Below are 24,249 nucleotides of genomic sequence, written 5' to 3' on the forward strand. Positions count from 1 at the left end.
ATGTTGTAAATCGTTGTAGTTGGAAACAATTTATGGGGGCTTTTATAGAAAGAAGATTAGTAGTGTTGGAGATTCTCGATTGTTTTAAATAGATTCAAGGTTGATAGAATTGCCAATGCTAAATAGGAGATCAGAGGATTTATTTTAGAAAAAATAATTTTAATAATAAGGAGATGCGCTATGAAGAAGGGGAAATTCGGAAAAATACTTATCGGAACGCTAACTGTTGGTATGTTAATGTCTCAAGGAATTCCATATAACGTATTGGCCGAAGAGGTAAATACAACTACTTTAACTGGGATTGATGATGCAAATGCTATATTGAAAGGTCTTACAAAGGAACAACGTAATGCCTTAAAAACGTTAAATACAAAACCAGGTTTTGTTATTTCACCAGGCATCAATACAGCAAGTCCTGATAATGTGAATGTGATTGTAGAGTTTAAGCAAGCACCTAGCAAAATCGAGATGTTAAAACAAGCAGCTAAGGGGAAAAAAATAGCCCTTTCAACTGCGGAACAAAAGGTAGAAGCATCTCATAAAGAATTTAAATCAGAGTTTGAGCAGCTTCAAAAGAATAAAGATAAAGGGACGAATTTTAAATCTGCCAAAATAACAAGAGAATATAAGAATGCTTTTAATGGTGTAGCGATTTCGTTACCTGCGAATATGATTGAAGACTTAGTTCGCACTGGTATTGTTAAGCGCGTATGGGAAGATAGTGAGGTCAAAATTGATTTACCGAAAGAAACAGCTAAGACGGCTGCCGAACCCAAAATGGCAGATAGTGTACCACAAATTGGTGTGGACAAGCTACATGATGAAAAAATAACAGGAAAAGGAATTAAGGTAGGTGTACTGGACACAGGTATTGATTATAACCACCCTGATTTAAAAGATGCTTATAAAGGGTATCGTGCAAAGCAAGGTGAAGATGCAAGCAAAATAGATCCGAACTCAATAAAAGGATGGGATTTTGTTAATAATGATGCTGATCCAATGGAGACAACGTATAAGGATTGGCAAAATTCTGGAGGATATCCTGAAATTTATGATGGAAGTGCATACTATACATCCCACGGTACTCATGTAGCTGGGACAATTGCTGCAGACAAAAAGAATAGTGTGGATTATGCAGTTACGGGAGTCGCTCCGGATGTAGATTTATATTCATATCGTGTATTAGGTCCATATGGAAGTGGACAAACAAGCGGTATTCTTGCTGCGATTGATAAAGCAGTGAAAGACGATATGGACGTTATCAATTTATCATTAGGTGCGTCTATTAATGATCCTTTATATCCTACTTCTATTGCAGTAAACAATGCGATGTTAGCTGGTGTTGTTACAGTAGTAGCGGCAGGTAATAGTGGTCCAGAAGAAGGTACCCTTGGATCACCTAGTGCAGCAGCACTTCCAATTACAGTTGGAGCAAGTGACGCTGCGATGACTATCCCGACATTTTCCGCCGATGCAGCTGATTTACATGTGGATAAAATGATGCTACTTGGAAAAAGCTTTACTGATAAGATTGAAGATTTGAAAGGTCAATCATTATCTGTTGTATATACAGGTCTTGGGAAAATAGATGATTTTAAAGGGAAAGATGTACAAGGAAAGTTAGCACTCATCCAGCGCGGTGAGATTACATTCGATGAAAAAATTAAAAATGCTAAGGAAGCAGGTGCAAAGGCGGTAATTGTATATAACAATGTAGATGGTGAAATTACAAGTTACCTTGGGGAAAGTACTTCATCTATTCCATCGTTCCGCTTAACAAAGGCAGATGGTGAGAAATTGCAAGCAAAAGCTGTCCAAGGAGATGTCTCTTTAACATTTGGAGAACTGAGTAACACAAAAACAGAAGGAGATCACTTAGCTGATTTCAGCTCTCGCGGTCCTGCAAGTAAAACAGATGATATTAAGCCGGATATTGTAGCGCCAGGTGTTTCTATTTTCTCAACTGTTCCTGAATATATTAATGATCCAAAGGATGGAGAAAATTATCCGGTAGCGTATGGACGTATGTCAGGTACATCTATGGCAACTCCTCATACAGCGGGGGTGGCGGCACTCATTTTACAAGAACATCCAAACTATAGTCCGTTTGAAGTAAAAGAAGCGCTTATGAATACTGCAGTTGACTTAAAAGAGGCACGCTCTGTATTTGAGGTAGGATCAGGCCGAATTGATGCGTATCGTGCAGTTCATGCAGATACAGCTATCGAGGTTATCGATAAAACATCAAACGTTGTAAATGATGAAGAAGTAGAAATTGAAGAAAAAACAGGGTCTATTGCATTCGGGTATAAAAACCAATTGGGAAATGGACCTATTAAAGATAGTCGAAAAGTCTTAATTAAGAACAGCAATAAAACAGACGAGAAAGAGTTTAAATTAGAAGTAGAGTTTTCACCAACAAGTGTAGGTGTGCAAGATGCAGCGAAGAATGGTGTGAAGCTGAACGTACAAGATTCTATTAAAGTAGCTCCTAGTACATCAGGGGAAATTAGCCCTGAAATTATCATTCCAGAAAACGCTGAATTTGGTAGATATGAGGGATATATTCATATTTCAAATAAAAAAAATGAAAAAGAAGTATATCAAGTGCCATTTGCAGTTAAATTCACAGAAAAAGGAATTGAATCTGTAGATTTGCTGAGAGATGCAATGGCAACAGATACATCTAACTTCCATCCATTTATGGAAAGGCCGAGTTCACCGCTGACATTTAAATTGAACAGTCCACTTGAAACTATCGATGCAGTGGTGAAGGATCGAAAAACAGGAAAGGCATTAGGAATTGTGGGGACAATTAATGCTAGCAGTCTAACACCAAATATTGAATATATCATGTTCGATGGTATGGGTGGCTATGTATTCCCGTTTACAGGAGATCCAAATCATCCAATTGGAGACAAGCGAGTTACGTTGCCTGATGGAGATTACCAACTTGATTTCATTGGATATGACAAAGAAGGGAAACCTTATACAAAAGGAGATAGCGTAATTATTGATAATATCAAACCTGAAATGAAATTTACCGATGTAAAACCTGGCGTTCATGAGGTAAATGAATCTATGTTCAAAGAAGAAGATGGTCAGCGTGCATTATGGGTACATGGTAACATTTATGATTCTACGATAGATGTATTAAAGGCAAAAGGCCTTCAGTATGACCAAAAAACTAATGAAATTGTATATTACCAAAACTCTGCTTTTCCGTCAGGTTGGTTGAATACAATTCAAGCCAATGGTGATTTTAAATTTGGTGTACTTCCAGAGGAAATCAATGAACCGCTTAATTTAAGGTTATTTGGATATGATCTTGCAACTGCATCAAATATGGCAAATGGATTTAAAGATTATGTCTTTGTTAAAGAGGGAACGGAATACGCTGTCCCAAGCTATGACAAGGATAAAGTTAAACTAGGAGAAAAAATTACATTAACTTTAAATCTTAATAATGTGAAACAACTTATGTCAGGTACATTTGAGATTCCTTATAGTAAACAGTTGTTTAAATTTGTAGATGTTAAACCAAATCCAGCACTTGCAGAATATGCAAAACAACATGGATTAAATATTAAATTAGAAGATCCAGTGATAAATGAAGAAGGAAACTGGGAAAACAAGGTGAAAGTTGGTGCATCTTTAGAAGGAACAGAATTTAAAGGTCTAGATGGAGACGCACCATTTGTAGATGTTACATTCGAGATGACGAGTGACGAGTATTTTAATAATTTAACAGCATTTGGAGTAGATAAATTCTCTTATACAAAAACAGGTGCATCAGAAGGCGTTGAGATTCCTGTGTTTAAAGATAAATCCTTTTCTATTATTTCGAAACATGCAATGGTTACAGGATATATTGGACCAGAAGCTTTCTTAACTGAAGAGGGGTATTTAGGTAAGAATGACTACACAAAACTAGGAGCAAAAGTGTATGCAGTTGGTAAGGATGGAAAGAAATATACAGGAACGGTTGATGATAATGGGCAATTTGAAATTCATAGTGTTCCAGTAAGTGATACAGAATATAATATTTTCGTAGAAATGCCAGGTCATTTAAATAGTAAATTAACTACAAAAATAGGTAAAATGCAGGATGGAGAATTAGTGGGACAAAACTTTAGAGCTGATATGGATGACAGCCTTGCAGGTGATGTAAACGGCGATAAAATGGTAGATATTCAAGATGCTAGAATAGCAGCTCTTTCATATGAAAAAGGAAAAGTGGCTGTAAAAGATGGAGATGTCAATCAAGATGGTGTTGTAAATGAAACAGATATTCGTTTTATTGAGAAGAATTTCTTGAAAAAGGGTCCAGATGCCAAAGAAAATCAGAAACCGAAAGAAAATGTAGGGCCAGTGACGTTAGATAAAATCTTACGTTCCATTGGATTAGAGCCAAAAAAATAAGTGGACAAACTTCTAGAGTAAATAAAGCAATAAGACAATGAATATAAAATTAAATGAGATTGGCTAACAAATAACCGGTAATGATTTACGGTAACATTACCGGTTATTTTAAAAGTAATAGTCGTTTGGGTACATGAAGTAACTAGCTTAAAGTTAGTTCGCTTTCGTTGTGGGACAAGGTAGTTGCTTAATTATTATTGTTTGTGGGATGGAAATAAGGTTTGGAGTTTGAACTTTAAAAATAGGGGGACTTGTGAAATGAGTATTAAGAAAAAACTTGGTATGGGTGTTGTAACTGCAGGGCTTGGTTTATCTTTAATTGGCGGGGGGACATATGCGTATTTTAGTGATAAGGAAGTATCACAAAACACGTTTGCAGCGGGTACTTTAGATTTGAGTGTTAATCCTGAAGTTGTTATTAATGTCGACAATATTAAACCAGGTGATGAAATGGAGCGTGGTTTTCAATTAGTAAACAAAGGAACCTTAGCAATAGGAGATGTGAAACTTCTGACAGATTACAGTGTAATCGATGCTAAAGGAGATAATGGAAATGCTGATTTTGGTGATCATATCCGTGTTGATTTCTTGTGGAATTTGGATAAAAATGAGGTTCCAATTTGGTCTACTACATTATCTGAATTAAAGGTAGCTACGCAAAACGGAAGTATTCCTGATCTTGTACAAAAAGGTGTTGTAGACCGAGAAGGAAATGGACTTGCTCCTGGTGATGATGATACTTTCTACGTAATGTTCACATTTGTAGATAACGATGAAGAGCAAAATGTATTTCAAGGGGATTCATTGAAGTTAAATTGGACCTTCAACTCAATGCAGACAAAAGGTGAAGAGAAATAAAGATAAATATTATATATGAGAATGAATTGATGAAGAATTGAGGAATAGAATTTTTAATAGTGTAAAGGTTGATTGAGTGAATCAACCTTTTTTTATTTTGTGAGAAAATTATGCTTAGATTATTTGAAAAAAAGTAGCTTGAAAGTTACGTTACGTCATCTTTTATACTAAAGAAAATAGGATATAGGGGGATGGTGTAGATGACTTTAAAATGTATGTGGGGATGGAAAGAAATTTTATATTTATTTGTTTTTGTATTTCTGATTGTACCAGTAATGGTTGAATCTCTTTTTTATGATTATGCTTTAAAAATAATAGGGAACTCATTATATGCTGGAGTATTAATGGGACTTATAATGGCAGTGATATTTACATTTTTAGTTTATCTTTTTTGCATAAAAAGATATAAACTGTCGTGGAAAGATATTGGAATTCGGAAGCTTTCATGGAAAGATTTATTGTGGACATTTGTAGCGGTTATTTCTTTGATTGTAGTGAGTGTTGGAGTATTAATGATAATGGAGAAACTGGGGATTTCTTTCGAAAATAGTAAAACGGAGACGATCCAAAATGATAAATCAATATATGCGTTCTGTATCGCGGTAATTGGAGCAGCAGTTATATCACCAATCTATGAAGAAATTTTATATCGAGGTGTTTTTTATACGTTTTTTCGTGATAGATATGGCATATGGGGCGGTGTGCTTATAAGTTCAATAATATTTACCGTTGTTCATATTCCAACATATAACACATTACCGGTGAATTTTTTAAGCGGTGTAGTATTCGCGTGGTTATATGAAAAAACAAATTCTATTTTATCGGCTATGATTGCACACGCACTATTTAATTTCATAGCAGTACTTCTTACATTTATGTCGAATTAAGAAGATATATAGGAGGGATACAAATGGAAATAGCGGTAGAACGTGTTTTTACGAATGAAATTTTAGCAAGAGCAGCAAAGGCATATCATGTAACGGTGGAAGAAAAGCCACTTGGTGATTTTGAAAATTATATTTTTAAGGCGAAGGATAAAAATAATGAAGATTACGTATTACGCTTAACCCATTCTTCTCATCGGTCTAAAAAAGAGGTAGAGGCCGAACTAGATTTTTTACGGTATGTTGCAGAGCATGGGGCAAAAGTGGCGGGACCTCGTAATTCAATATCTCAAAACCTTGTAGAAGAAATTGGAGCGGAAGATGGCACTTTCTTTTTCGCGTCTTTATTTACATATGCACAAGGTGAGCAAGTAAAAGGAGAAGGATCGCCTTATTGGGGAGATGCTTACTTTGAAGCGTGGGGAAAAGCGATTGGACAACTGCACCGCCTTACAATGGATTATCCTAAAACAGACTACCGTGATACGTGGGAAGAGGATGAAAGTAGCATTGTTAATGGATTAGAAGATGAGAAGGTGAAAGGGATTGCTACTGTATTAATGGATGAAATAAAGGCTCTTCCAATCGAAAGAGAAACGTTTGGCCTTATGCATGGCGATATTCATCCAGGTAATTTTCATTATGATGGAAAAGGGCTAACAATCTTTGATTTTGATGACGCTGCTTATAATTACTTCATTCATGATTTGGCAATGGTTCTTTATTACTCTGTTCTTTTTACACCGTGGACATTGGAGAAAAAGACGGAATTTGCTCGTAAACAGTTACAAGTGTTAAGAAAGGGGTACGAATATGAGCACAGGCTGGCGGATAGTTGGTATGAATCGTTACCGTTATTTTTACGGTTACGTGATATAGGCCTATACGGTACGATTCAAAAGAAATTTAAGGGGAAAGATATGCCAGAGGATTTTCAAAAGTTATCAGATGAGTTGTATGAAAGAATTATAAAGCAAGAGGCAATAGTGAATACATAATACAGAGATAAGGGAACAAAGTATATAAAATAAATATATACTTTGTTTTTTTATACAAAAATATGTTTACTTTATTAAAATAATATTGTTATAGATTCGGTATACACTTATAATTTTATATATATTCTGAATATTCTTTATAAAGAAGGAGGGGGAAAGTTGGAAGCTATCGTAAGTTGGATAAATAATATTGTTTGGAGTCCAGCACTTGTCTATTTATGTTTAGGAGTAGGTCTATATTTTTCCATTCGAACAAGGTTTTTACAAGTAAGACATGTAGGAGAAATGGTGAAACTTACATTTCAAGGGGAAAAATCGGATGCGGGTGTTTCTTCATTCCAAGCTTTAGCACTTTCATTATCAGGGCGCGTTGGAACAGGAAATATTGCAGGTGTTGCAACGGCTGTTGCCTTTGGTGGTCCAGGGGCTGTATTTTGGATGTGGGCGGTAGCCTTTCTAGGAGCTGGTTCTGCATATGTAGAATCGACGCTTGCACAAATATATAAGACGAAGCATCAAGGGCAATTCCGCGGTGGTCCTGCTTATTACATTGAAAAAGGACTAGGTGTTAAATGGTATGCTTTAGTATTCGTTGCAGCGACAATTCTTGCGACGGGGATGCTGTTACCGGGTGTTCAGGCGAATAGTATTGCTGTAAGTCTAGAAACAGCTTTTGGTATTAATACTTCTGTATCAGGAGCGGTATTAGTAGCGGCATTAGCACTTATTATATTTGGTGGAGTTAAGCGAATTGTTAACGTAGCGCAAGTTGTAGTACCGTTTATGGCGCTTGGCTATATTTTAGTAGCCTGTGTAATTGTAGCTATGAATATTGAAAAATTACCAGACGCTTTCATGTTAATTTTAAAAAGTGCATTTGCATTAGAAGCGGCTTTTGGCGGGATTATCGGTTTAGCAATTTCTTGGGGTGTAAAACGTGGTATTTATTCAAACGAAGCAGGGCAAGGAACTGGGGCCCATGCAGCAGCAGCAGCTGAAGTATCGCATCCAGCTAAACAAGGGTTAGTACAAGCATTTTCCGTTTACATTGATACATTATTTGTTTGTTCAGCAACAGCATTTATGATGATTATTACAGGCATGTATAACGTATTTGATGCAAGCGGAAAAAACTTTATCGTCAATAAATTAAATGGTGCACAACCAGGTCCTGGTTATACACAGGCTGCGGTAGAATCTGTTTTCCCTGGATTTGGAAACGGTTTCGTGGCAATCTCTCTACTATTCTTCGCATTTACAACAATTATGGCTTATTACTACATCGCAGAAACGAATATAGCTTACTTAAATCGTGATAAAGACCGTCCTTGGATGTCTATCGTACTAAAGTTTGTATTCTTAGGAGTTGTATTCTACGGTTGTGTAAAAACAGCAGCAACAGCGTGGGCTTTAGGAGATATTGGTGTAGGAATTATGGCATGGGTTAACATTATTGCGATTCTATTATTACAAAAGCCGGCATTGATTGCATTAAAGGATTATGAAAAGCAGAAAAAAGAAGGAAAAGATCCAGTATTCGATCCGCAGAAATTAGGAATTAAAAATGCTGATTTCTGGGAGCATGAATACGGGAAAGACAAGAAAGAAGAAGTATCTTAAGAGAATAGAAATGAAGGAGCAAAGGGAAATCCCTTTGCTCTTTTTTATGGACAAAATGAAGATGAAAGTTATTTTTTTGCCTATTTTTGAATATAAAAAGAATGTACATGCTTTGTTTAGGAGAGGGGGGAGTATGGTGATAGAGTTTCGTAATGTAAATAAATATTATGGTAACTTCCAAGTTTTGAAAAATATTAATGTGCAAGTGAAAAAAGGTGAAGTGGTAGTAGTTGTTGGTCCTTCAGGATCAGGAAAAAGTACATTGCTTCGGTGTATAAATCAGTTAGAGGCGATTACTGATGGAGAGTTAATCGTACAAAATACAGATGTACACAATAAAAAAACAGATATGAATGAATTACGCCGAAATATTGGTATGGTCTTCCAGCATTTTTACTTATACCCACATAAAACAGTTCTGCAAAATATTACACTAGCACCAATTAAAGTAAATAAAACTTCAAAAGAAGAAGCAGAAAAAACAGCGATGGTTTATTTAGAGAAAGTAGGAATCCCGGAGAAGGCAGGTGTATATCCTCATCAATTATCCGGAGGTCAACAGCAAAGGGTAGCTATTGCTAGAGGGCTCGCGATGCAACCGAAAATTATGCTATTTGATGAGCCTACGTCCGCTCTTGATCCAGAGATGATCGGAGAGGTGCTTGATGTTATGAAAGCGCTGGCTAAAGAAGGAATGACGATGGTCGTCGTCACACATGAGATGGGATTTGCACGTGAGGTAGCAGATAGAATTTTATTTATGGATGACGGTCAAATTATCGAAGATACAACACCATCACAATTTTTTGCAAATCCTGAACAAGAAAGAGCACGTCTATTTTTAAGCCGGGTATTAAATCATTAAAGGAGGAATTTCATGCTTAAGATGAAAAAGTTGTTTACCCTAATCGTATTCTCATGTTTATTCGTGTTTATTGTTGCTGGGTGCGGGGGGAAAAAAGACGAGGCGAAAGAAACGAATACGAAGCAAGGCGGAGCTGTTGAGCAAATTAAGAAGCGAGGGAAGTTAGTAGTTGGAGTGAAGAATGATACGAATTTATTTGGATTGAAAAACCCTTCAACAGGGCAAGTAGAAGGATTCGATATTGATATCGCGAAGGCACTTGCGAAAAAAATTCTTGGTGATGAAAAGAAACTAGAGCTGAAAGAAGTAACGTCTAAAACACGTATTCCGATGCTGAAAAATGGTGATATTGATGCAATTATTGCGACAATGACAATTACGGAAGAACGCAAAAAAGAAGTAGATTTCTCAGATGTATATTTTAAAGCAGGACAATCGTTACTTGTGAAAAAAGGAAGCAATATTAAGAGCATTGATGATATAAAACAAGGCGTTAAAGTATTAGCTGTAAAAGGATCAACATCTACAAATAACATTCGCCAAAAATCACCAGAAGCAACAGTATTAGAGTTTGAGAATTATAGTGAGGCATTTACAGCGTTAAAAGCAGGTAAAGGCGATGTTTTAACTACAGATAATGCGATTCTTTACGGAATGGCAAAACAAGATTCTAATTATGAAGTTGTAGGGAAAATTTTCACGGATGAACCGTATGGAATTTCAGTACAAAAAGGTGCAGACGATTTAACGAAAGAGATTAATAGTTTATTAAAAGATATGAAAGCGAATGGAGAATACGATAAATTGTATGAAAAATGGATTGGTCAAAAACAAGAGAAGTAAAATGAAACTTTATTTCTCGTGATAAATAGTAAGAGTGAGAGGATGAGAGTACTCATCCTCTTCTTGTAAAGAAAGAGGGGAGAATATGTGCCTGATTTTTCTATATTAACGAATAACATTGATATGTATTTAGAAGGATTTAAATATACGGTTATGTCTAGTGTAGTTGCACTAATAGGAAGTTTTGTTTTAGGAATTGTTATGGCAGTGATGCGAATTTCACCTATTCGTATTTTGAATTGGATTGGCTCTGCCTATGTAGAGTTTGTTAGAAATATTCCACTCGTATTAATTGCATTCATTTTCTATTTTGCTTTGCCTGTAATAGGAATTACTTTCAACGGTTTTGTAGCAGGGACAGTTGCGCTTACAGTTTATACAGCGGCTTTTATTGCGGAAGTAATTCGTGCTGGTATTTTATCAGTCGCGAAAGGTCAAATGGAAGCAGCACGTTCTTCAGGATTAACTTATACGCAAGCGATGTATCATGTCGTCTTACCTCAAGCGATGAAAATCGTCATTCCTCCTCTAGGAAATCAATTTCTCAATTTAGTAAAAAACTCTTCAATACTCGGAATTATTGCTGGAACGGATTTAATGTATCAAGGAGACTTAATTTCAACGAAGACGTTCGTTACGTTTGATGTATATATATTTGTCGGGATGTTTTATTTAGTATTAACAATTCCGCTAAGTATGCTAGTGCGTTATTTAGAAAAACGCTTAGCAAAGGAGGCGGTATAAATGGATTTTAAAGGAGCGATAACAGGTGATCATATCCTCTTTTTATTAAAAGGATTACTCATAACGTTAGAGGTAGCGCTCATAGCAATTGTACTTAGCTTTATTATTGGTAGTGTAATAGGAATATTGCGCTATACGAAAATACCTGTCGTCTCACAAATATTAAGCTTTATCGTGGAAGTCATTCGAAATTTACCGCTACTTTTAATTATATTTTTTACGTATTTTGCACTTCCGGAAGCGGGATTGAAGTTAGAAATTATAACAGCTGCAATTGTTGCTTTAACAATATTTGAAGCGGCAATGATATCTGAAATTGTTCGAAGCGGTCTATTATCTATCGAAAAAGGGCAGATTGAGGCTGCAAGGTCTTCTGGATTAACGTATGTGCAAGCGCTTTGGCATATTATTTTGCCGCAAGCATTAAGAAGAATGGTCCCCCCGCTTGTTAGTCAATTTATTTCATTATTAAAAGATACGTCATTAGCGGTTGTTATATCATTGCCAGAGCTTATGCATAATGCTCAAATTATTAGCGGGCAGAATGTAAATTATATGATTCCGACATTTATACTAGCAGCCTGTATGTATTTTGTTGTAAACTACGGTTTATCAATTTTATCTAGAAGATTAGAAATACGTTAACTCTTACAAAAAAATGTAAGAGTTTTTTCCTTATAAATCCTTTTTTTCCTCAAATTAGTATTGCGAGCTCTTAATATTTGAATTTTTATATTGTTTTATCAGAAAAGTTTTAATTTTATATAGAAATTGTAATCGCTTTCGTGTATATTTTTATTATCAGAAAATTTTAAAAAGAGATAGGGGTACTTGTAGGGGGAGGATTAAGATGCAGCAAACAACGAATGAGCAATTACATCGTACGATGAAGAGTAGACATTTATTTATGATCGCACTAGGTGGTGTAATCGGAACTGGTTTTTTTCTAGGTTCAGGTTACACCATTAATCAGGCTGGACCAGGGGGAGCCATCCTTTCATATTTAGTGGGCGGATTTATTATGTATTTAACAATGCTTTGTCTTGGAGAGCTAACGGTAGCAATGCCAGTTTCAGGATCTTTCCAAAAGTATGCGACGAAGTTTATTGGACCAGGAACTGGATTTATGATCGGTTGGCTATACTGGATTGGATGGGCAGTAACAGTAGGATTAGAATTAACATCGATCGGTTTAATGATGAAAAGATGGTTTCCGAATGTTGATGTTTGGGTATGGTGTCTCGTATTCGGAGTTATTTTATATGCTTCAAATGCAATATCAGCGAAGAGTTATGCTGAATTAGAGTTTTGGTTCTCTAGTATTAAAGTAGTTACAATTATTGCATTCATTCTACTTGGTGGTAGCGCATTACTAGGATTCTTACCATACGATGGAAAAGAAGCAGCGCCTCTTTTCTCTAACTTTGTAAGTGATGGTGGGCTATTCCCAAATGGACTAGCTGCAGTGCTTCTTACGATGATTACAGTTAACTTTTCCTTCCAAGGAACAGAGTTAATCGGGATTGCAGCAGGAGAGAGTCAGAATCCTGAAAAAACAATTCCACGTGCGATTCGTAATACAGTATGGCGCATTATGTTATTCTTCATTTTAACAATGACAATTTTAGTAGGGTTAATTTCTTGGAAAGAAGCAGGGATAATTGAAAGCCCATTCGTAGTTGTATTTGATAAAATCGGTATTCCATATGCAGCTGATATTATGAACTTCGTTATTATTACAGCTCTTCTATCTGTAGCGAACTCAGGGTTATATGCAGCAACGCGTATACTATGGTCACTTGCAAATGAAGGAATGGCACCAACTTCTTTCAAGAAAGTAAATAAACGTGGTATTCCGATTACAGCGTTAGTCGTAACAATTGCAGTAGCGGGCCTTTCTTTATTAACAAGCTTCCTTGCAGAAGATACAGTATATATGTACTTATTATCTATAGCTGGTTTATCGGCTGTTTCAAGTTGGATCATTATTGCTTTATCACAACTTCGCTTTAGAAGTCAGTATTTAAAAGGCGGCGGAAAATTAGAGGACTTAAAGTATAGAACACCACTATACCCGCTTGTTCCAATTTTAGCTTTAATTACAAATAGTATCGTTGTTATTAGTTTAGCGTTTATTCCTGAACAACGAATGGCGTTATACTGTGGTATTCCATTTATCATTTTCTGCTACATATATTATTATATGAGTAAGAAACGGAAGAAACCGATGAAAGTGGAGATGGAAGCAAAGTATGAAAATAAAAATTAAGCATGATGATATAGAAGCAGATTTATCATATGGTCATTTAGCGATTGGAAAAGAAAACGGGTATTCACCGTTACAATTACTCGTTTCTTCTATTGCAGGATGTAGTGCAATTGTTTTTCGAACGATTTTAGAAAAGAAACGTATTACATACGATACGTTTACAATTGAAACTGAAATTGGGAGAAGTGAAGCTTTATCAAAACCAGTTGAAAGTGTTCATTTGCACTATAAAATTAAAGCGCAAAACATTACAGAAGAGCAATTAGACAAGGCGCTGCAACTTGCGGTGAAAAACTGTACGATCGTTCAATCTGTAAAGGATAGTATAAAAGTTACAGAAACAATTGAATTAGTAAAGTGAAACATAAAAACGTGAGAATAGGGCGCTCACGTTTTTATGTTTTTAAAAGAGGGATTTTTTAGTCTTCATACATATGTAAAACTTCTTTCGCACGTATACGTAAACCATTTATCAATTCTTTCGGTTCTAAAACTCTTGCATCTTTTCCAAGTCTATAAAATAAAGGAGTAATAAAGTTAATTTCAACTTTATCAATTGTTGAATTTATATATCCTGTCCCATCTTCGTCTACTACAACGAATTCTTCAAGGTAAGGAACGCTTTTGCATTGGCGCACACCCTCTGTCGTTAGTAAAACATGTAACCGAGTAGGAATGTTTATTACGTTAGAGTTAGAGGCGAACCATTCTTCTAAATTCATAAACTTATCTTTATTTTCTTCGGTCGATAATATGGAAAGAATACGATCCACGCGATACAGTAATACTTTGTTTCGACTATAGTCATAGGATGGCAAGTACCATAAACCATCGTGGGCATATACACCGATAGGATGAATATGTTTTGTTTTAATCCCCGATTTAGACTCGTATTGAAAGTGTAAGTTTTTATTTTCAATAGCCGCTGTTAATACTTCGTTTAAAAAAGTTGTCTCAATTGTTCTCTTCGGATTCCAAAAAGCGATATAAGAACGTATTTTATCAACTTTAGCTTTCGCATCATTTTGTAGAGAGCTATACAGTTTATGAGTAACAGAATTGATTTCTGTATTAAAAGGCAAGTTACGATAGTAGCCTAAAGATTGGAAAGCAAAAAAGATGGAGACCGCTTCTTCTTCGGTAAATAAAATGGGGGGAAGCATGCTGCTTGTTAATACTTTATATCCCCCATTACGACCTTGTTCAGCGTAAATGGGTAATCCCATATCACTTAAATCTAAAATATATCTATGGACCGTACGAACGGAAATATTAAATTCATCAGCTATTTCTTGAGCTGTAAATGTTTTTTTCGTAGAAGCAAATATAAGAATGTCTAGTAAACGTTTTGCTTTTGACAAGGATATCACCTTTTTCTTTTTTAACATGACATAAGTTGTCATGTTTTATGGTTAGTATAGTGCTTATAAGATGATTTTATCAAGAGAAGCTGTAAGGAGGAAAAGATATGTCACGTGAAATTGTTTTATTTATTGCAGCGAGCTTAGATGGATTTATCGCGAAAGAAGATGATGATTTAGAGTGGTTAATGGAAACAGAAGGTGAGGGAGACAACGGTTATACAGAAATGTACGAAACAATTGATACGATAATTATGGGAAAGAGAACGTACGATTATGTGGTAGAGCATACGGAAACATTCCCGTACCTAGATAAAAAATGTTATGTTTTTTCTAATTCAGAAAAAGGTTCAAACGAACATGTAGAGTTTGTAAATGAAGATGTATTAGAGTTTACAAAAAGGTTGAAAGAGCAGGAAGGATCTAAAATATGGATGGTCGGTGGCGGGAGTCTACTGAGAGAGTTCTTTAAGAATAATTTAATTGATGAATATGTTGTTACGATTACACCTCACATATTAGGTTCTGGAGTTCCGTTATTTAAAGAAAAGAACCCGGAAATTAATTTAACTTTAACGGATACGAAACGTTTTGGGCAATTCGTAAATTTATATTATAAAGTAAAGTCCTAAAGGATAAGAAAACACGACTATTGATGATAGTCGTGTTTCTATATAGATGGCAATGAAATTGTAAAGCAAGATCCGTGATCAATTTCACTTGTGACAGTAATATTCCCGCCGTGTAGTTCTACGATTTCTTTTACGATGGAGAGCCCTAAACCAGTGCCTCCTGTAGCTCTAGAGCGCGCTTTATCAACACGGTAAAAGCGATCGAAAATGTGAGGGAGGTCTTCAGGCGGAATACCTTCGCCTTCATCTTCAATTGTAATGGAAATACGTTTATGTTCTTCTGTAACAGAAATATTTATATGAGAATGTTCTTTTGAATGTCTATACGCGTTATTTAAAATGTTAGCCATAACTTGTTCAAAGCGTTGCTCATCTAGCTTTACTAAGAGTGAGGAAGGACATGTGAAAACAACTTTAATTTGTTTTTCTCCGTACATCACATTTATTTTTTCAGTGATGCGAGTAAGGAAGGTGTGTAAATGCACTTCCTGTACTTGAATGAAAAAGTTATGCTTTTCCATTTGAGCGAGTGAAAATAAATCTTGGACTAAGTTTGTAATATAATCAGACTCGTCTTTTATAATGGATAAGTATCGTAAACGTTGCTCTGGAGGTGTGTTTTCTTTTAATGCAATGTCAGCATAACCTCTTACGTACGTTAATGGTGTTCGTAATTCGTGAGCAACACTTGCTAGAAATTCACTTCGCTCCGTTTTCATATAATGTAAATCATTTGCGAGAGTTTGGATAGATTGTGCTAGTTCACCAATTTCGTCATTTCGAGTAGTTGTTAATGAAACGGATAAATCGCCCTTACTCATTTTTTCAGTCGCTTGTTTCATGTGTAACAATGGTTTTGTTAACAAACGTGATAATAGAAAAATGGTGATGGCTGTTAATAGGAAAGTAATGACTCCAGCGATAATGAATTGCCGTGTGAGCCCGTTAACCATTTCTTCGATTGATTCCGTCCCGAGAAACATATATACATAGCCTTCCGTTTTTCCTGCCACTACAATTGGGCTAACTGTACATATATAATTAGATGTTTTCCAATGATTCTCTATAATTGCTCCATCATGATCTGTTCGTGTTTGCATTCCTTCAATATGTTTTTTTATAGTAGTATTTATTTCATTGGATTTAGCTAGTATTTCCTTATTTGCATTTGTAATAATAACAGTTGTTTCAGCTTCGGATTCCATTAAAGCAACATGGGAGATTGTTTGCCTATCAAAATATTTTTCAAGGACATCTCGGTGACTATTTCCACGCTTTAATAAAGCTGTCATTTCTTCATTCACTCTATTGTTTACAAGGCTATAATAGAGCAAGACAAATAGAACACTTTCGATTAAAAGTGTAACAATTAGAAAATAAAATCCGAGTTGAATAGAAATTCGCTTCATCGTTTTGCTCCTTAGTTTTCAATATCAATCCATCGATATCCTACTCCGTAAACAGTTTTTAAATGGTGATCAATGGGGAAATTTACTTTTCGTAATTTATCACGTAAATTACGAATATGTGAATCGACTGTTCTATCTTCTGTATTTGTATTTAATCCCCAAATTCGTTCAATGAGCTGATCACGGCTTAATACGTAGTTCACATGACGTAAAAATAATCCGAGTAAAGAGAATTCGATTGGGGTGAGAAGAAGTTCTTCATTATGGACAGAAATGAAATGCTTGGCCTCATCCCATAAAATGCCGTGATATTGGATTTGTGCATGTTGATTGGTTCGGCGTAAAACAGCTTCAATTCTTGCGAAGAGCTCCTCTTCGTGGAATGGTTTCGTCACGTAATCATCTGCTCCAAGTTTTAATCCTTGAACGACATCTACCGTTTGATCACGAGCAGTTACCATAATGATAGGAACGTTACTAAATGATCGAATTCTTTTGCAAGTTTCCCACCCATCCATCTTTGGCATCATAATATCGAGTAAAACAAATTTGAAGTTTCGATTTTCTATATGTGAAATAGCTTCTTCTCCGGATACTGCACATACGCAGTTATATCCGATTGGAGTAAGATAAAGCGTTAATAATTCAAGCATTCTCGGTTCATCATCTACGAGTAGTATATCGATCATAGAGTACCTCCGCATTTGTAGTTATTACTTAAATTGTAAGTCAAAATCATGAAGAAATGGTGCAGATTATAATGCATCTGCATAATTTCTTCAGAATTGCTTGTTATTGTAAAGTTGAAATTCCATTTTAGGTAATAATATTGGCTCGAAAACGAATAATACGGAGGCGATATAGTGAAAAAGATGATCCGAATTTTGGGGATAACAATAATTGCAGCAGTCGGTCTTGCGGCATGCGGACAAACGAGTACAGATCATAAAAATCATGAATCTACAGAAGAGAAGAAAACAGAGCAAAAGGAAATGAAAATGAATCAGGAGGTAACTGCGCCGAAAGAAATGAATCAAGGTGCATCGAATGATTTATTAACGACAAGTTTAAAAAATGTAACGAGATTAAATACAAATGATCCTCTGCAAATGGCAGTATTAACTTCGCAAACGATATGGCCAGCAACGCATAAAGAGAATCAGCCAGGCGCTATTATTTTAGTGCCAGTAAGCGAGTGGCAATTAGGTATTGCAAGTGCGGATCTTATTCATCACCCGAATAACGGACCGATTTTATTTATAGAAAAAGAAAAGGTACCCGAAATGACGTTAAAAGAAATAAAACGATTAAATCCGCTCGGAACGAAAGATGGAACGCAAATTATGGTGATGGGGGATATAGGGGCATCTAGCCTAGAGCAATTAAAAGAATATAAAGTAAAGCAAATAAAAGAAACGGACCCAGCTAAATTTGCTAAAGATGTTGATAAAGAATATGCCGATATAGCAGGAAATTATCCAAATAGCGTTATTATCGGTTCGTCTGAAGAAGAAGGACGTTTATATACAACACCAGCTGTAAATTGGATTTCTCATATGCCAGAACCTCTTCTATATACTGAAAAAAATAAAGTGCCAGAAGCGACAATAGAGGCATTAAAGACGAGAAAAGATAAAGCGAATATATATGTGTTAGGACCAGAAAAAATAGTTTCGAAAGAAGTAGAAAAAGAGTTAAGTAAATATGGGAAAGTAACGCGTATTAGTGGGGAGACTCCAACAGAAAATTCGGTTGCATTTGCGAAATTTAAAGATGAAAAAACGAAATTTGGCTGGGGATTCACAAAACCAGGTCACGGTTTGTCATTTGTTTCAAGCAAAACACCAGACTTAGCAATTGCGGGAGCACCGTTTTCACATATGGGTAAACATGCCCCTGTTGTTTTGCTTGAGGAAGGAAAAGCTTCACAACCAGTTTATGACTTCCTTGCTACTATTCAGCCGAAGTTTAAAGATGATCCAACACTTGGACCATATAACCATGGTTTCCTATTAGGAAGTAGTAGTGATGTTTCATTTGAAACACAAGGTATATTGGATGAGAGGTTAGAAATTGTTCAGGAAAGTGGTCAAGGTCACGGTGGACATTAATGAAATGAGAAAAGACGCTGCTAAGGTAGCGTCTTTTCTTTAGGAAACTTTTACATAGCACAACATCCTTTGCTCGTTATATAATAGCCTTCGTGCAGTCGGCCTTGATTTTCTTATGGAGAAAATCAAATGATAAAAGAGTGGAGGAGTGTTACTTTGTTTCAAACTATAAAAAATGAATGGTTCTCAAATATGAGAGGGGACGTGCTATCAGGGGTTGTTGTTGCTTTAGCATTAATTCCTGAAGCGATAGCTTTTTCTGTTATTGCAGGTGTAGATCCGACGGTTGGATTGTACGCGGCCTTTTGTATTGCGGTTACAATTTCGTTTGTCGGCGGAAGACCAGGGATGATCTCGGCGGCAACGGGTGCGATGGCATTATTAATGGTCACTCTTGTGAAGGATCACGGTTTGCAATATTTATTTGCTGTGACAATAGTAACAGGTATTGTTCAAATTATTTTTGGAGTGTTCAAGCTGAGCTCATTTATGAAGTTTGTTCCTAAATCCGTTATGAGTGGTTTTTTAAATTCACTTGGAATTTTAGTTTTTACAGCGCAATTGCCGCATTTTAAAAATGCAACTTGGCAAATGTATGCACTTGTCGCATTAGGACTTGCAATTATATATTTATTTCCACGTATTACGACGGCTGTTCCGTCTACACTTATTTCAATTATTATTGTGACAAGCATTGCACTTATGAGCGGATTACAGTTAAAAACAGTAGGGGATATGGGAAGCTTACCGAAAGAATTACCGTTCTTTAGTATTCCTGATGTTCCATTTACACTTGAGACATTAGCAATTATTTTACCGTATTCAGTTATGCTAGCGGTTATAGGTTTACTAGAGTCATTATTAACGGCGTCGGTTTTAGACGATATGACACATACGGAAAGTAATAAGCATAAAGAGGCACGTGGACAAGGGATTGCGAACGTTGTTGCTGGTTTCTTCGGAGGAATGGCAGGATGTGCAATGATTGGACAATCTGTTATTAACATTAAATCAGGTGGTCGCGGGAGATTATCGACGTTTGTAGCCGGTGGTTTTTTAATCGTATTGCTATTTGTTTTAGGTGATTACGTTGTTCATATTCCGATGGCAGCTTTAGTTGCAGTTATGATTATGGTTTCGATTGGGACGTTTGATTGGAACTCTGTAGCGACGATTCATAAAGTACCAAAAGGAAACGCATTTGTTATGATCGTAACAGTTGTGATTGTCCTAATTACACATAATTTAGGATTAGGTGTAATTATCGGAACGATAATTAGTGCAGTTTTATTTGCATTCAATATGGCAAAGATTCACGTGAAACATTTGTATATTGAAAATAAGAAAATATACGAAATTCACGGCCAACTATTCTTCGCATCTACGGCAGAGTATATAAATGCTTTTTCATACAATGAAGATGTGAAAGAAATTGAGATGAACTTTACTAACGCACACGTATGGGATGATTCAGCAGTAGCGGCAATTGATAAAGTTATAATGAAGTATGAACAGAACGGTGTGAAAGTAAGGATCACAGGGTTAAATGAACGTAGCTCGAAGCTCGTTGCGAATTTAGCTACTTATAGTAAGAGAATTGCTAGTTAGAAGCCTCCTTTTTAGGGGGCTTTATTATATAATACGGGTAGGATAACGAAAAGGGGATTCAGCATATGTACAAACAAATTTTATTAGCATGCGATGGTTCTGAACATGCACTTCGAGCAGCCGAGCATGCAACATATATTGCGAAATTTAACGAAGAAACACATGTTGAAGTTGTGTACGTAGTAGATAATAGAATGGCAAAGTCAGATATTATACAAGGACAAACGGATTTAGAAACAATATCAGCTAGTCGAAAAGATAAATTAAAAGAGATTGAGGGTTTATTAAAGAAAGAGAACATTTCCTACAAAATTACGATTCTACATGGCGATCCAGGAGATACGATTGTTCAATATGTAAATACAGGAGATATAGATCTTATTATTGCTGGGAGTAGAGGGCTAAATACACTGCAAGAGATGGTGCTTGGTAGTGTAAGTCATAAAATAGCAAAGCGTGTGAAATGCCCGGTTATGATTATAAAATAAAGTGAGATATTCTGTAGTGTAAGCAGGACCTTGATATAATTCGAGGTCTTTTTTGATGTATTAAGAGGGAGAATGTGGACAGAATATATATAAGTTTAAAAAAATGTTAACTTACAAATTTGTAAGTTAGCTGTCAGCGAAATCGATGTTATGAAATTTTTCCCATTGATACAATAAGAATATCAAAGGGGATATAGGGAGGATGGAAGGTATGAAATCATTTCAAAATTTGTCTTATAGCCAAGGGGTAAGTTTAATTTGTTTAGGTGGATTTGCTGGATCTGTTATGTTAGCTGTTTTAATAAAGATGTTTCAGCAAATGTTTTAATCGTATGAATAGAAGGGAAATGATTAATATAAATAGCAAGAGAAGAACGATAAATAAAAAATAGCTCTTAGCATGTAAGTAAATGCTGAGAGCTATTTTTTATGTTTATTTTTCTACTTCTGGTTTTTCACTTGTTACAGTAACGTCTTTCCATTGTGAAGTTATTTGGTTCACTTGAGTGTTGACATTATAATTTTTTACTCGCTTATTAACACCTGTTAAATCAAATGTGTAATGAATTGGAATCATCGGTGCTTCATCATGAATTAATTTTTGCCATTTATCGTATACTTCTTTACGATATTTTTCATCAGTAGCTTTTTCTGATAATCCTTCGTCTAATAATTTAGTATTTTCATCGTTTACCCAGCGCTGATAGTTAAATCCAGCATCTTTGCCCCATAGGCCAGAAAGGTCAGGATCAGAACCAGTGTTCCAAGCACCAGAGAAAATATCAACCTTCGGATCATCTTTTTTAATCATGTCACGCATGGCATTAAATTCGTGTAAGCGTCCATCAACCAGCTCTACTTTTAAGCCGATATCTTTCCAAGATTGAATATAGAATTTTGCCAGCGGTTCACTTGTTTCACTACCGCTACTAGCTAAGAAGTTAATTTTGAGTTCATTACCTTTTGGGTCCTCACGGAATCCATCACCATTTTTATCTTTATAGCCCGCTTCATCTAATAGTTTTTTCGCTTTATCTACATCTAAGTTATATGCACCAACATCGTTATTATGATACTTTGGCATAGATGGTGGAATTGGAGAGTTAGCTGGAACGCGAAGTCCGTGATATACTTTCTCCGCTAATTTTTCTCTATCAATGGCATGTGCCATCGCTTGACGTAAACGAACGTCTTTGAACTTATCGTTATCCATTACAGCTTCGTTCTTTGTTTTGTCCATATGTCCAAATTTAAATCCGATATAAGTGTAAGCAAGGTCAGTTTTACCAATTAGTTGTGTATTTTTTAATTTACTTACGTTCGGATATTGATCAGCAGTAATTGATGCAATATCAATATCACCTTTTTTCAGAGATGCACTAACAATAGATGGATTTACAACTTTTAATATTACATTTTTCAGCTTAGGTTTGCCCCCCCAGTAATCATCGAAGCGTTCATATTCAACTGATTCACCAGGAACGATTTTCTTCACTTTAAATGGGCCGAATCCAATTGGGGTTTGACGGATTTTATCAGATTCTGCTAGTTTTTCAATTGGTACATCGCCTAAATATTTTTTAGGTGTAGGGTATGTCCAAATACCAGTTTTAAGTGAAGGATTTACTTCTTTATAAGTAATTGAAATTGTTTTTGGATCGACTACTTTAATACCAGAAATTTTGTCGGATTTTCCAGCGTGATAGTCTTCCATACCTTCAATCATTTGCATTTGTGTATCGTAACGAATACCTGTATATTTACTATTACCAATAACCAAGTAAGAATATTCCAAATCTTCGGCTGTTACAGGGTTACCATCGTGCCATTTTACATTATCTTTAATCTTAATAGTAATTGTTTTTTTATCTTCAGAAATTGTATACGTTGCAGCACCGTCATTTGTGATTTCCCAGTTTTTATCTGTAGCTAATAAACCTTCATCAAAGAAATCCATAATTTCTGAATCGGGAGCAACTTCATACAATACTCTACTTAAAACACCAGCGAAAGGTGAATTTGAAACGAGTCCATATGTTAATGATCCGTCTTTAATTTCTTTACCATCATTTTTTACAGCAGAACTAAATTTATTTGTTTCTACTTTTTTCGTATTTGCTTTTTTGCTACTGCTATCGGCACCCCCACATGCAGATAGTAATAATGTTGAAGCAGCAATTGTACTTAATACTTTGTACAGTTTTGGTTTGTTCATAACTTTTCCACCCCTTATCCTTTTCTTTGTCTCGCATCAGCTGCACGCTTTAACGCTTGACCAATAAAATTTATGCACAGCATCAACACTAAAATCATGATTGATGCGGGTAACCAAATCCACCATTTTTCTTGCAATACATCTGGGTTTGTTGCGTAACTTACAAGTGTACCAAGACTTGGTGTGCTTTCTGGTAGACCGAAGCCTAAGTAAGTTAAACTAGATTCAATCCCGATGTTACCAGCAAGATTTAATGTAATATTTACGATGATAATAGAACTTAAATTAGGTAATATTTGCTGGAAAATTATCTTCCAATTTGGTGTTCCTAACGTTTTTGATGCAGATACATAATCAAGTTCCTTCTCAGTCAATACTTTAGATCTTATAAGTCTTGCTTTTCCGACCCATAAGAAGGTGGTCATTATGAGAATAAATGTTGTAATATTGAAATTTGGAACGAGTGAGATAAACACGATAACAATCATTAAGAATGGTAAAATCATCATGAAATCGATGAAACGCATAATGATGTTATCTACAACACCTCCAAAATAGCCAGCAATTAGTCCCATCGTAAGACCAATAAGGGTTGCTAAAAGAGTGATGGCTAAGCCAACTGTAAAGGAGTTACGTGTACCAATAATTAATTGTCCGAAAATATCACGGCCTCCATAATCAGTTCCTAACCAATGTTCAGCAGAAGGAGGATCGTAAATGGCAAACAGATCGACTCGGACGATATCTTCTTGCTTCATAATAAATGAAGTTGCATAAACGGCTATTAATATTAAAGCTAAAAAGAATAGGGAAAACATTGCTAGTTTATCTTTACGAAATTCTCGCCACATAATGGAGAAACCAGAAGGGCTCTTTTCGTAATGAATGACTTCAGTTTGTTTTTCAGGATTTGCTAACATAA

The 24,249-nt window shown here is 35.7% G+C and carries 21 protein-coding genes; 16 read left to right on the forward strand and 5 right to left on the reverse strand.

Annotated features, from left to right (window positions below; all coding sequences use genetic code 11):
* Positions 1-180: 180 nt before the first annotated feature.
* The 11 genes from MKY90_RS03265 to MKY90_RS03315 all read left to right on the forward strand — a co-directional run bounded on the left by MKY90_RS03265 (position 181) and on the right by MKY90_RS03315 (position 13,864).
* A complete protein-coding gene (locus MKY90_RS03265; protein ID WP_002125200.1) occupies positions 181-4,422 on the forward strand; it encodes a S8 family serine peptidase in 4,242 nt (1,413 codons plus the stop codon).
* 258 nt (positions 4,423-4,680) lie between these two features.
* Complete coding sequence (locus MKY90_RS03270; RefSeq protein ID WP_341090325.1) at positions 4,681-5,280, forward strand: TasA family protein; 600 nt, start codon at positions 4,681-4,683, stop codon at positions 5,278-5,280.
* Positions 5,281-5,480: 200 nt separating this feature from the next.
* Complete coding sequence (locus MKY90_RS03275) at positions 5,481-6,167, forward strand: CPBP family intramembrane glutamic endopeptidase (RefSeq protein ID WP_002125203.1); 687 nt, start codon at positions 5,481-5,483, stop codon at positions 6,165-6,167.
* 23 nt (positions 6,168-6,190) lie between these two features.
* On the forward strand, positions 6,191-7,162 hold the full coding sequence (locus tag MKY90_RS03280; protein WP_002125205.1) for a phosphotransferase enzyme family protein: 972 nt from the start codon (positions 6,191-6,193) through the stop codon (positions 7,160-7,162).
* Positions 7,163-7,321: 159 nt separating this feature from the next.
* The gene (locus MKY90_RS03285; RefSeq protein ID WP_002125208.1) at positions 7,322-8,782 is read left to right on the forward strand and encodes an alanine/glycine:cation symporter family protein; all 1,461 of its coding nucleotides are present in this window, start codon (positions 7,322-7,324) and stop codon (positions 8,780-8,782) included.
* A 10-nt stretch (positions 8,783-8,792) separates the two neighbouring features.
* Entirely contained in the window at positions 8,793-9,647 is an 855-nt protein-coding gene (locus tag MKY90_RS03290; RefSeq protein ID WP_307838809.1) for an amino acid ABC transporter ATP-binding protein, read from the forward strand.
* 12 nt (positions 9,648-9,659) lie between these two features.
* On the forward strand, positions 9,660-10,490 hold the full coding sequence (gene glnH, locus MKY90_RS03295) for a glutamine ABC transporter substrate-binding protein GlnH (RefSeq protein ID WP_341090328.1): 831 nt from the start codon (positions 9,660-9,662) through the stop codon (positions 10,488-10,490).
* Positions 10,491-10,577: 87 nt separating this feature from the next.
* Positions 10,578-11,234, forward strand: coding sequence for an amino acid ABC transporter permease (locus tag MKY90_RS03300; protein ID WP_002090963.1), 657 nt, complete (start codon positions 10,578-10,580; stop codon positions 11,232-11,234).
* Positions 11,235-11,879, forward strand: coding sequence for an amino acid ABC transporter permease (locus tag MKY90_RS03305; RefSeq protein ID WP_341090330.1), 645 nt, complete (start codon positions 11,235-11,237; stop codon positions 11,877-11,879).
* Between the two features lie 205 nt (positions 11,880-12,084).
* Complete coding sequence (locus tag MKY90_RS03310) at positions 12,085-13,503, forward strand: amino acid permease (protein ID WP_002114084.1); 1,419 nt, start codon at positions 12,085-12,087, stop codon at positions 13,501-13,503.
* The gene (locus tag MKY90_RS03315; RefSeq protein ID WP_341090333.1) at positions 13,487-13,864 is read left to right on the forward strand and encodes an OsmC family protein; all 378 of its coding nucleotides are present in this window, start codon (positions 13,487-13,489) and stop codon (positions 13,862-13,864) included. The genes MKY90_RS03310 and MKY90_RS03315 overlap by 17 nt, the downstream gene beginning before the upstream one ends.
* Positions 13,865-13,922: 58 nt before the next feature.
* Here the strand turns inward: MKY90_RS03315 and MKY90_RS03320 are convergent, their stop codons facing one another.
* A complete protein-coding gene (locus tag MKY90_RS03320) occupies positions 13,923-14,906 on the reverse strand; it encodes a helix-turn-helix transcriptional regulator (protein ID WP_341090336.1) in 984 nt (327 codons plus the stop codon).
* Between the two features lie 65 nt (positions 14,907-14,971).
* On the opposite strand from MKY90_RS03320, the gene MKY90_RS03325 reads away from it, so the two are divergent.
* Positions 14,972-15,496, forward strand: coding sequence for a dihydrofolate reductase family protein (locus MKY90_RS03325; protein WP_002186949.1), 525 nt, complete (start codon positions 14,972-14,974; stop codon positions 15,494-15,496).
* A gap of 38 nt (positions 15,497-15,534) precedes the next feature.
* Here the strand turns inward: MKY90_RS03325 and MKY90_RS03330 are convergent, their stop codons facing one another.
* Together MKY90_RS03330 and MKY90_RS03335 are read right to left on the reverse strand one after the other, a co-directional pair.
* Complete coding sequence (locus tag MKY90_RS03330; protein WP_098167713.1) at positions 15,535-16,905, reverse strand: sensor histidine kinase; 1,371 nt, start codon at positions 16,903-16,905, stop codon at positions 15,535-15,537.
* A gap of 11 nt (positions 16,906-16,916) precedes the next feature.
* A complete protein-coding gene (locus MKY90_RS03335) occupies positions 16,917-17,594 on the reverse strand; it encodes a response regulator transcription factor (RefSeq protein WP_002029819.1) in 678 nt (225 codons plus the stop codon).
* A gap of 174 nt (positions 17,595-17,768) precedes the next feature.
* Between MKY90_RS03335 and MKY90_RS03340 the strand changes: the two genes are divergently transcribed.
* The 4 genes from MKY90_RS03340 (at position 17,769) to MKY90_RS03355 (ending at position 21,440) form a co-directional block, all read left to right on the forward strand.
* Positions 17,769-19,016 carry a cell wall-binding repeat-containing protein gene (locus tag MKY90_RS03340; protein ID WP_078213694.1) on the forward strand — a complete coding sequence of 416 codons (1,248 nt, stop codon included), beginning with the start codon at positions 17,769-17,771 and terminating at the stop codon, positions 19,014-19,016.
* Positions 19,017-19,172: 156 nt separating this feature from the next.
* Positions 19,173-20,624 carry a SulP family inorganic anion transporter gene (locus MKY90_RS03345; RefSeq protein ID WP_002186952.1) on the forward strand — a complete coding sequence of 484 codons (1,452 nt, stop codon included), beginning with the start codon at positions 19,173-19,175 and terminating at the stop codon, positions 20,622-20,624.
* Positions 20,625-20,689: 65 nt separating this feature from the next.
* The gene (locus MKY90_RS03350; protein ID WP_341090342.1) at positions 20,690-21,112 is read left to right on the forward strand and encodes a universal stress protein; all 423 of its coding nucleotides are present in this window, start codon (positions 20,690-20,692) and stop codon (positions 21,110-21,112) included.
* Between the two features lie 211 nt (positions 21,113-21,323).
* On the forward strand, positions 21,324-21,440 hold the full coding sequence (locus MKY90_RS03355) for a DUF4027 family protein (protein ID WP_002125236.1): 117 nt from the start codon (positions 21,324-21,326) through the stop codon (positions 21,438-21,440).
* Between the two features lie 105 nt (positions 21,441-21,545).
* Here MKY90_RS03355 and opp4A read toward each other — a convergent pair whose 3' ends face one another.
* Entirely contained in the window at positions 21,546-23,327 is a 1,782-nt protein-coding gene (opp4A, locus tag MKY90_RS03360) for an oligopeptide ABC transporter substrate-binding protein (RefSeq protein WP_016126558.1), read from the reverse strand.
* A 14-nt stretch (positions 23,328-23,341) separates the two neighbouring features.
* Positions 23,342-24,247 (reverse strand): ABC transporter permease, encoded by a 906-nt coding sequence (locus MKY90_RS03365; RefSeq protein ID WP_016126559.1) that lies wholly within the window; start codon positions 24,245-24,247, stop codon positions 23,342-23,344.
* Positions 24,248-24,249 lie beyond the last annotated feature (2 nt).

Origin of the sequence: Bacillus sp. FSL P2-0099 (assembly GCF_038007445.1) — a bacterium.
In the GTDB taxonomy this organism is placed as follows: Bacteria; Bacillota; Bacilli; order Bacillales; family Bacillaceae_G; genus Bacillus_A; species Bacillus_A mycoides.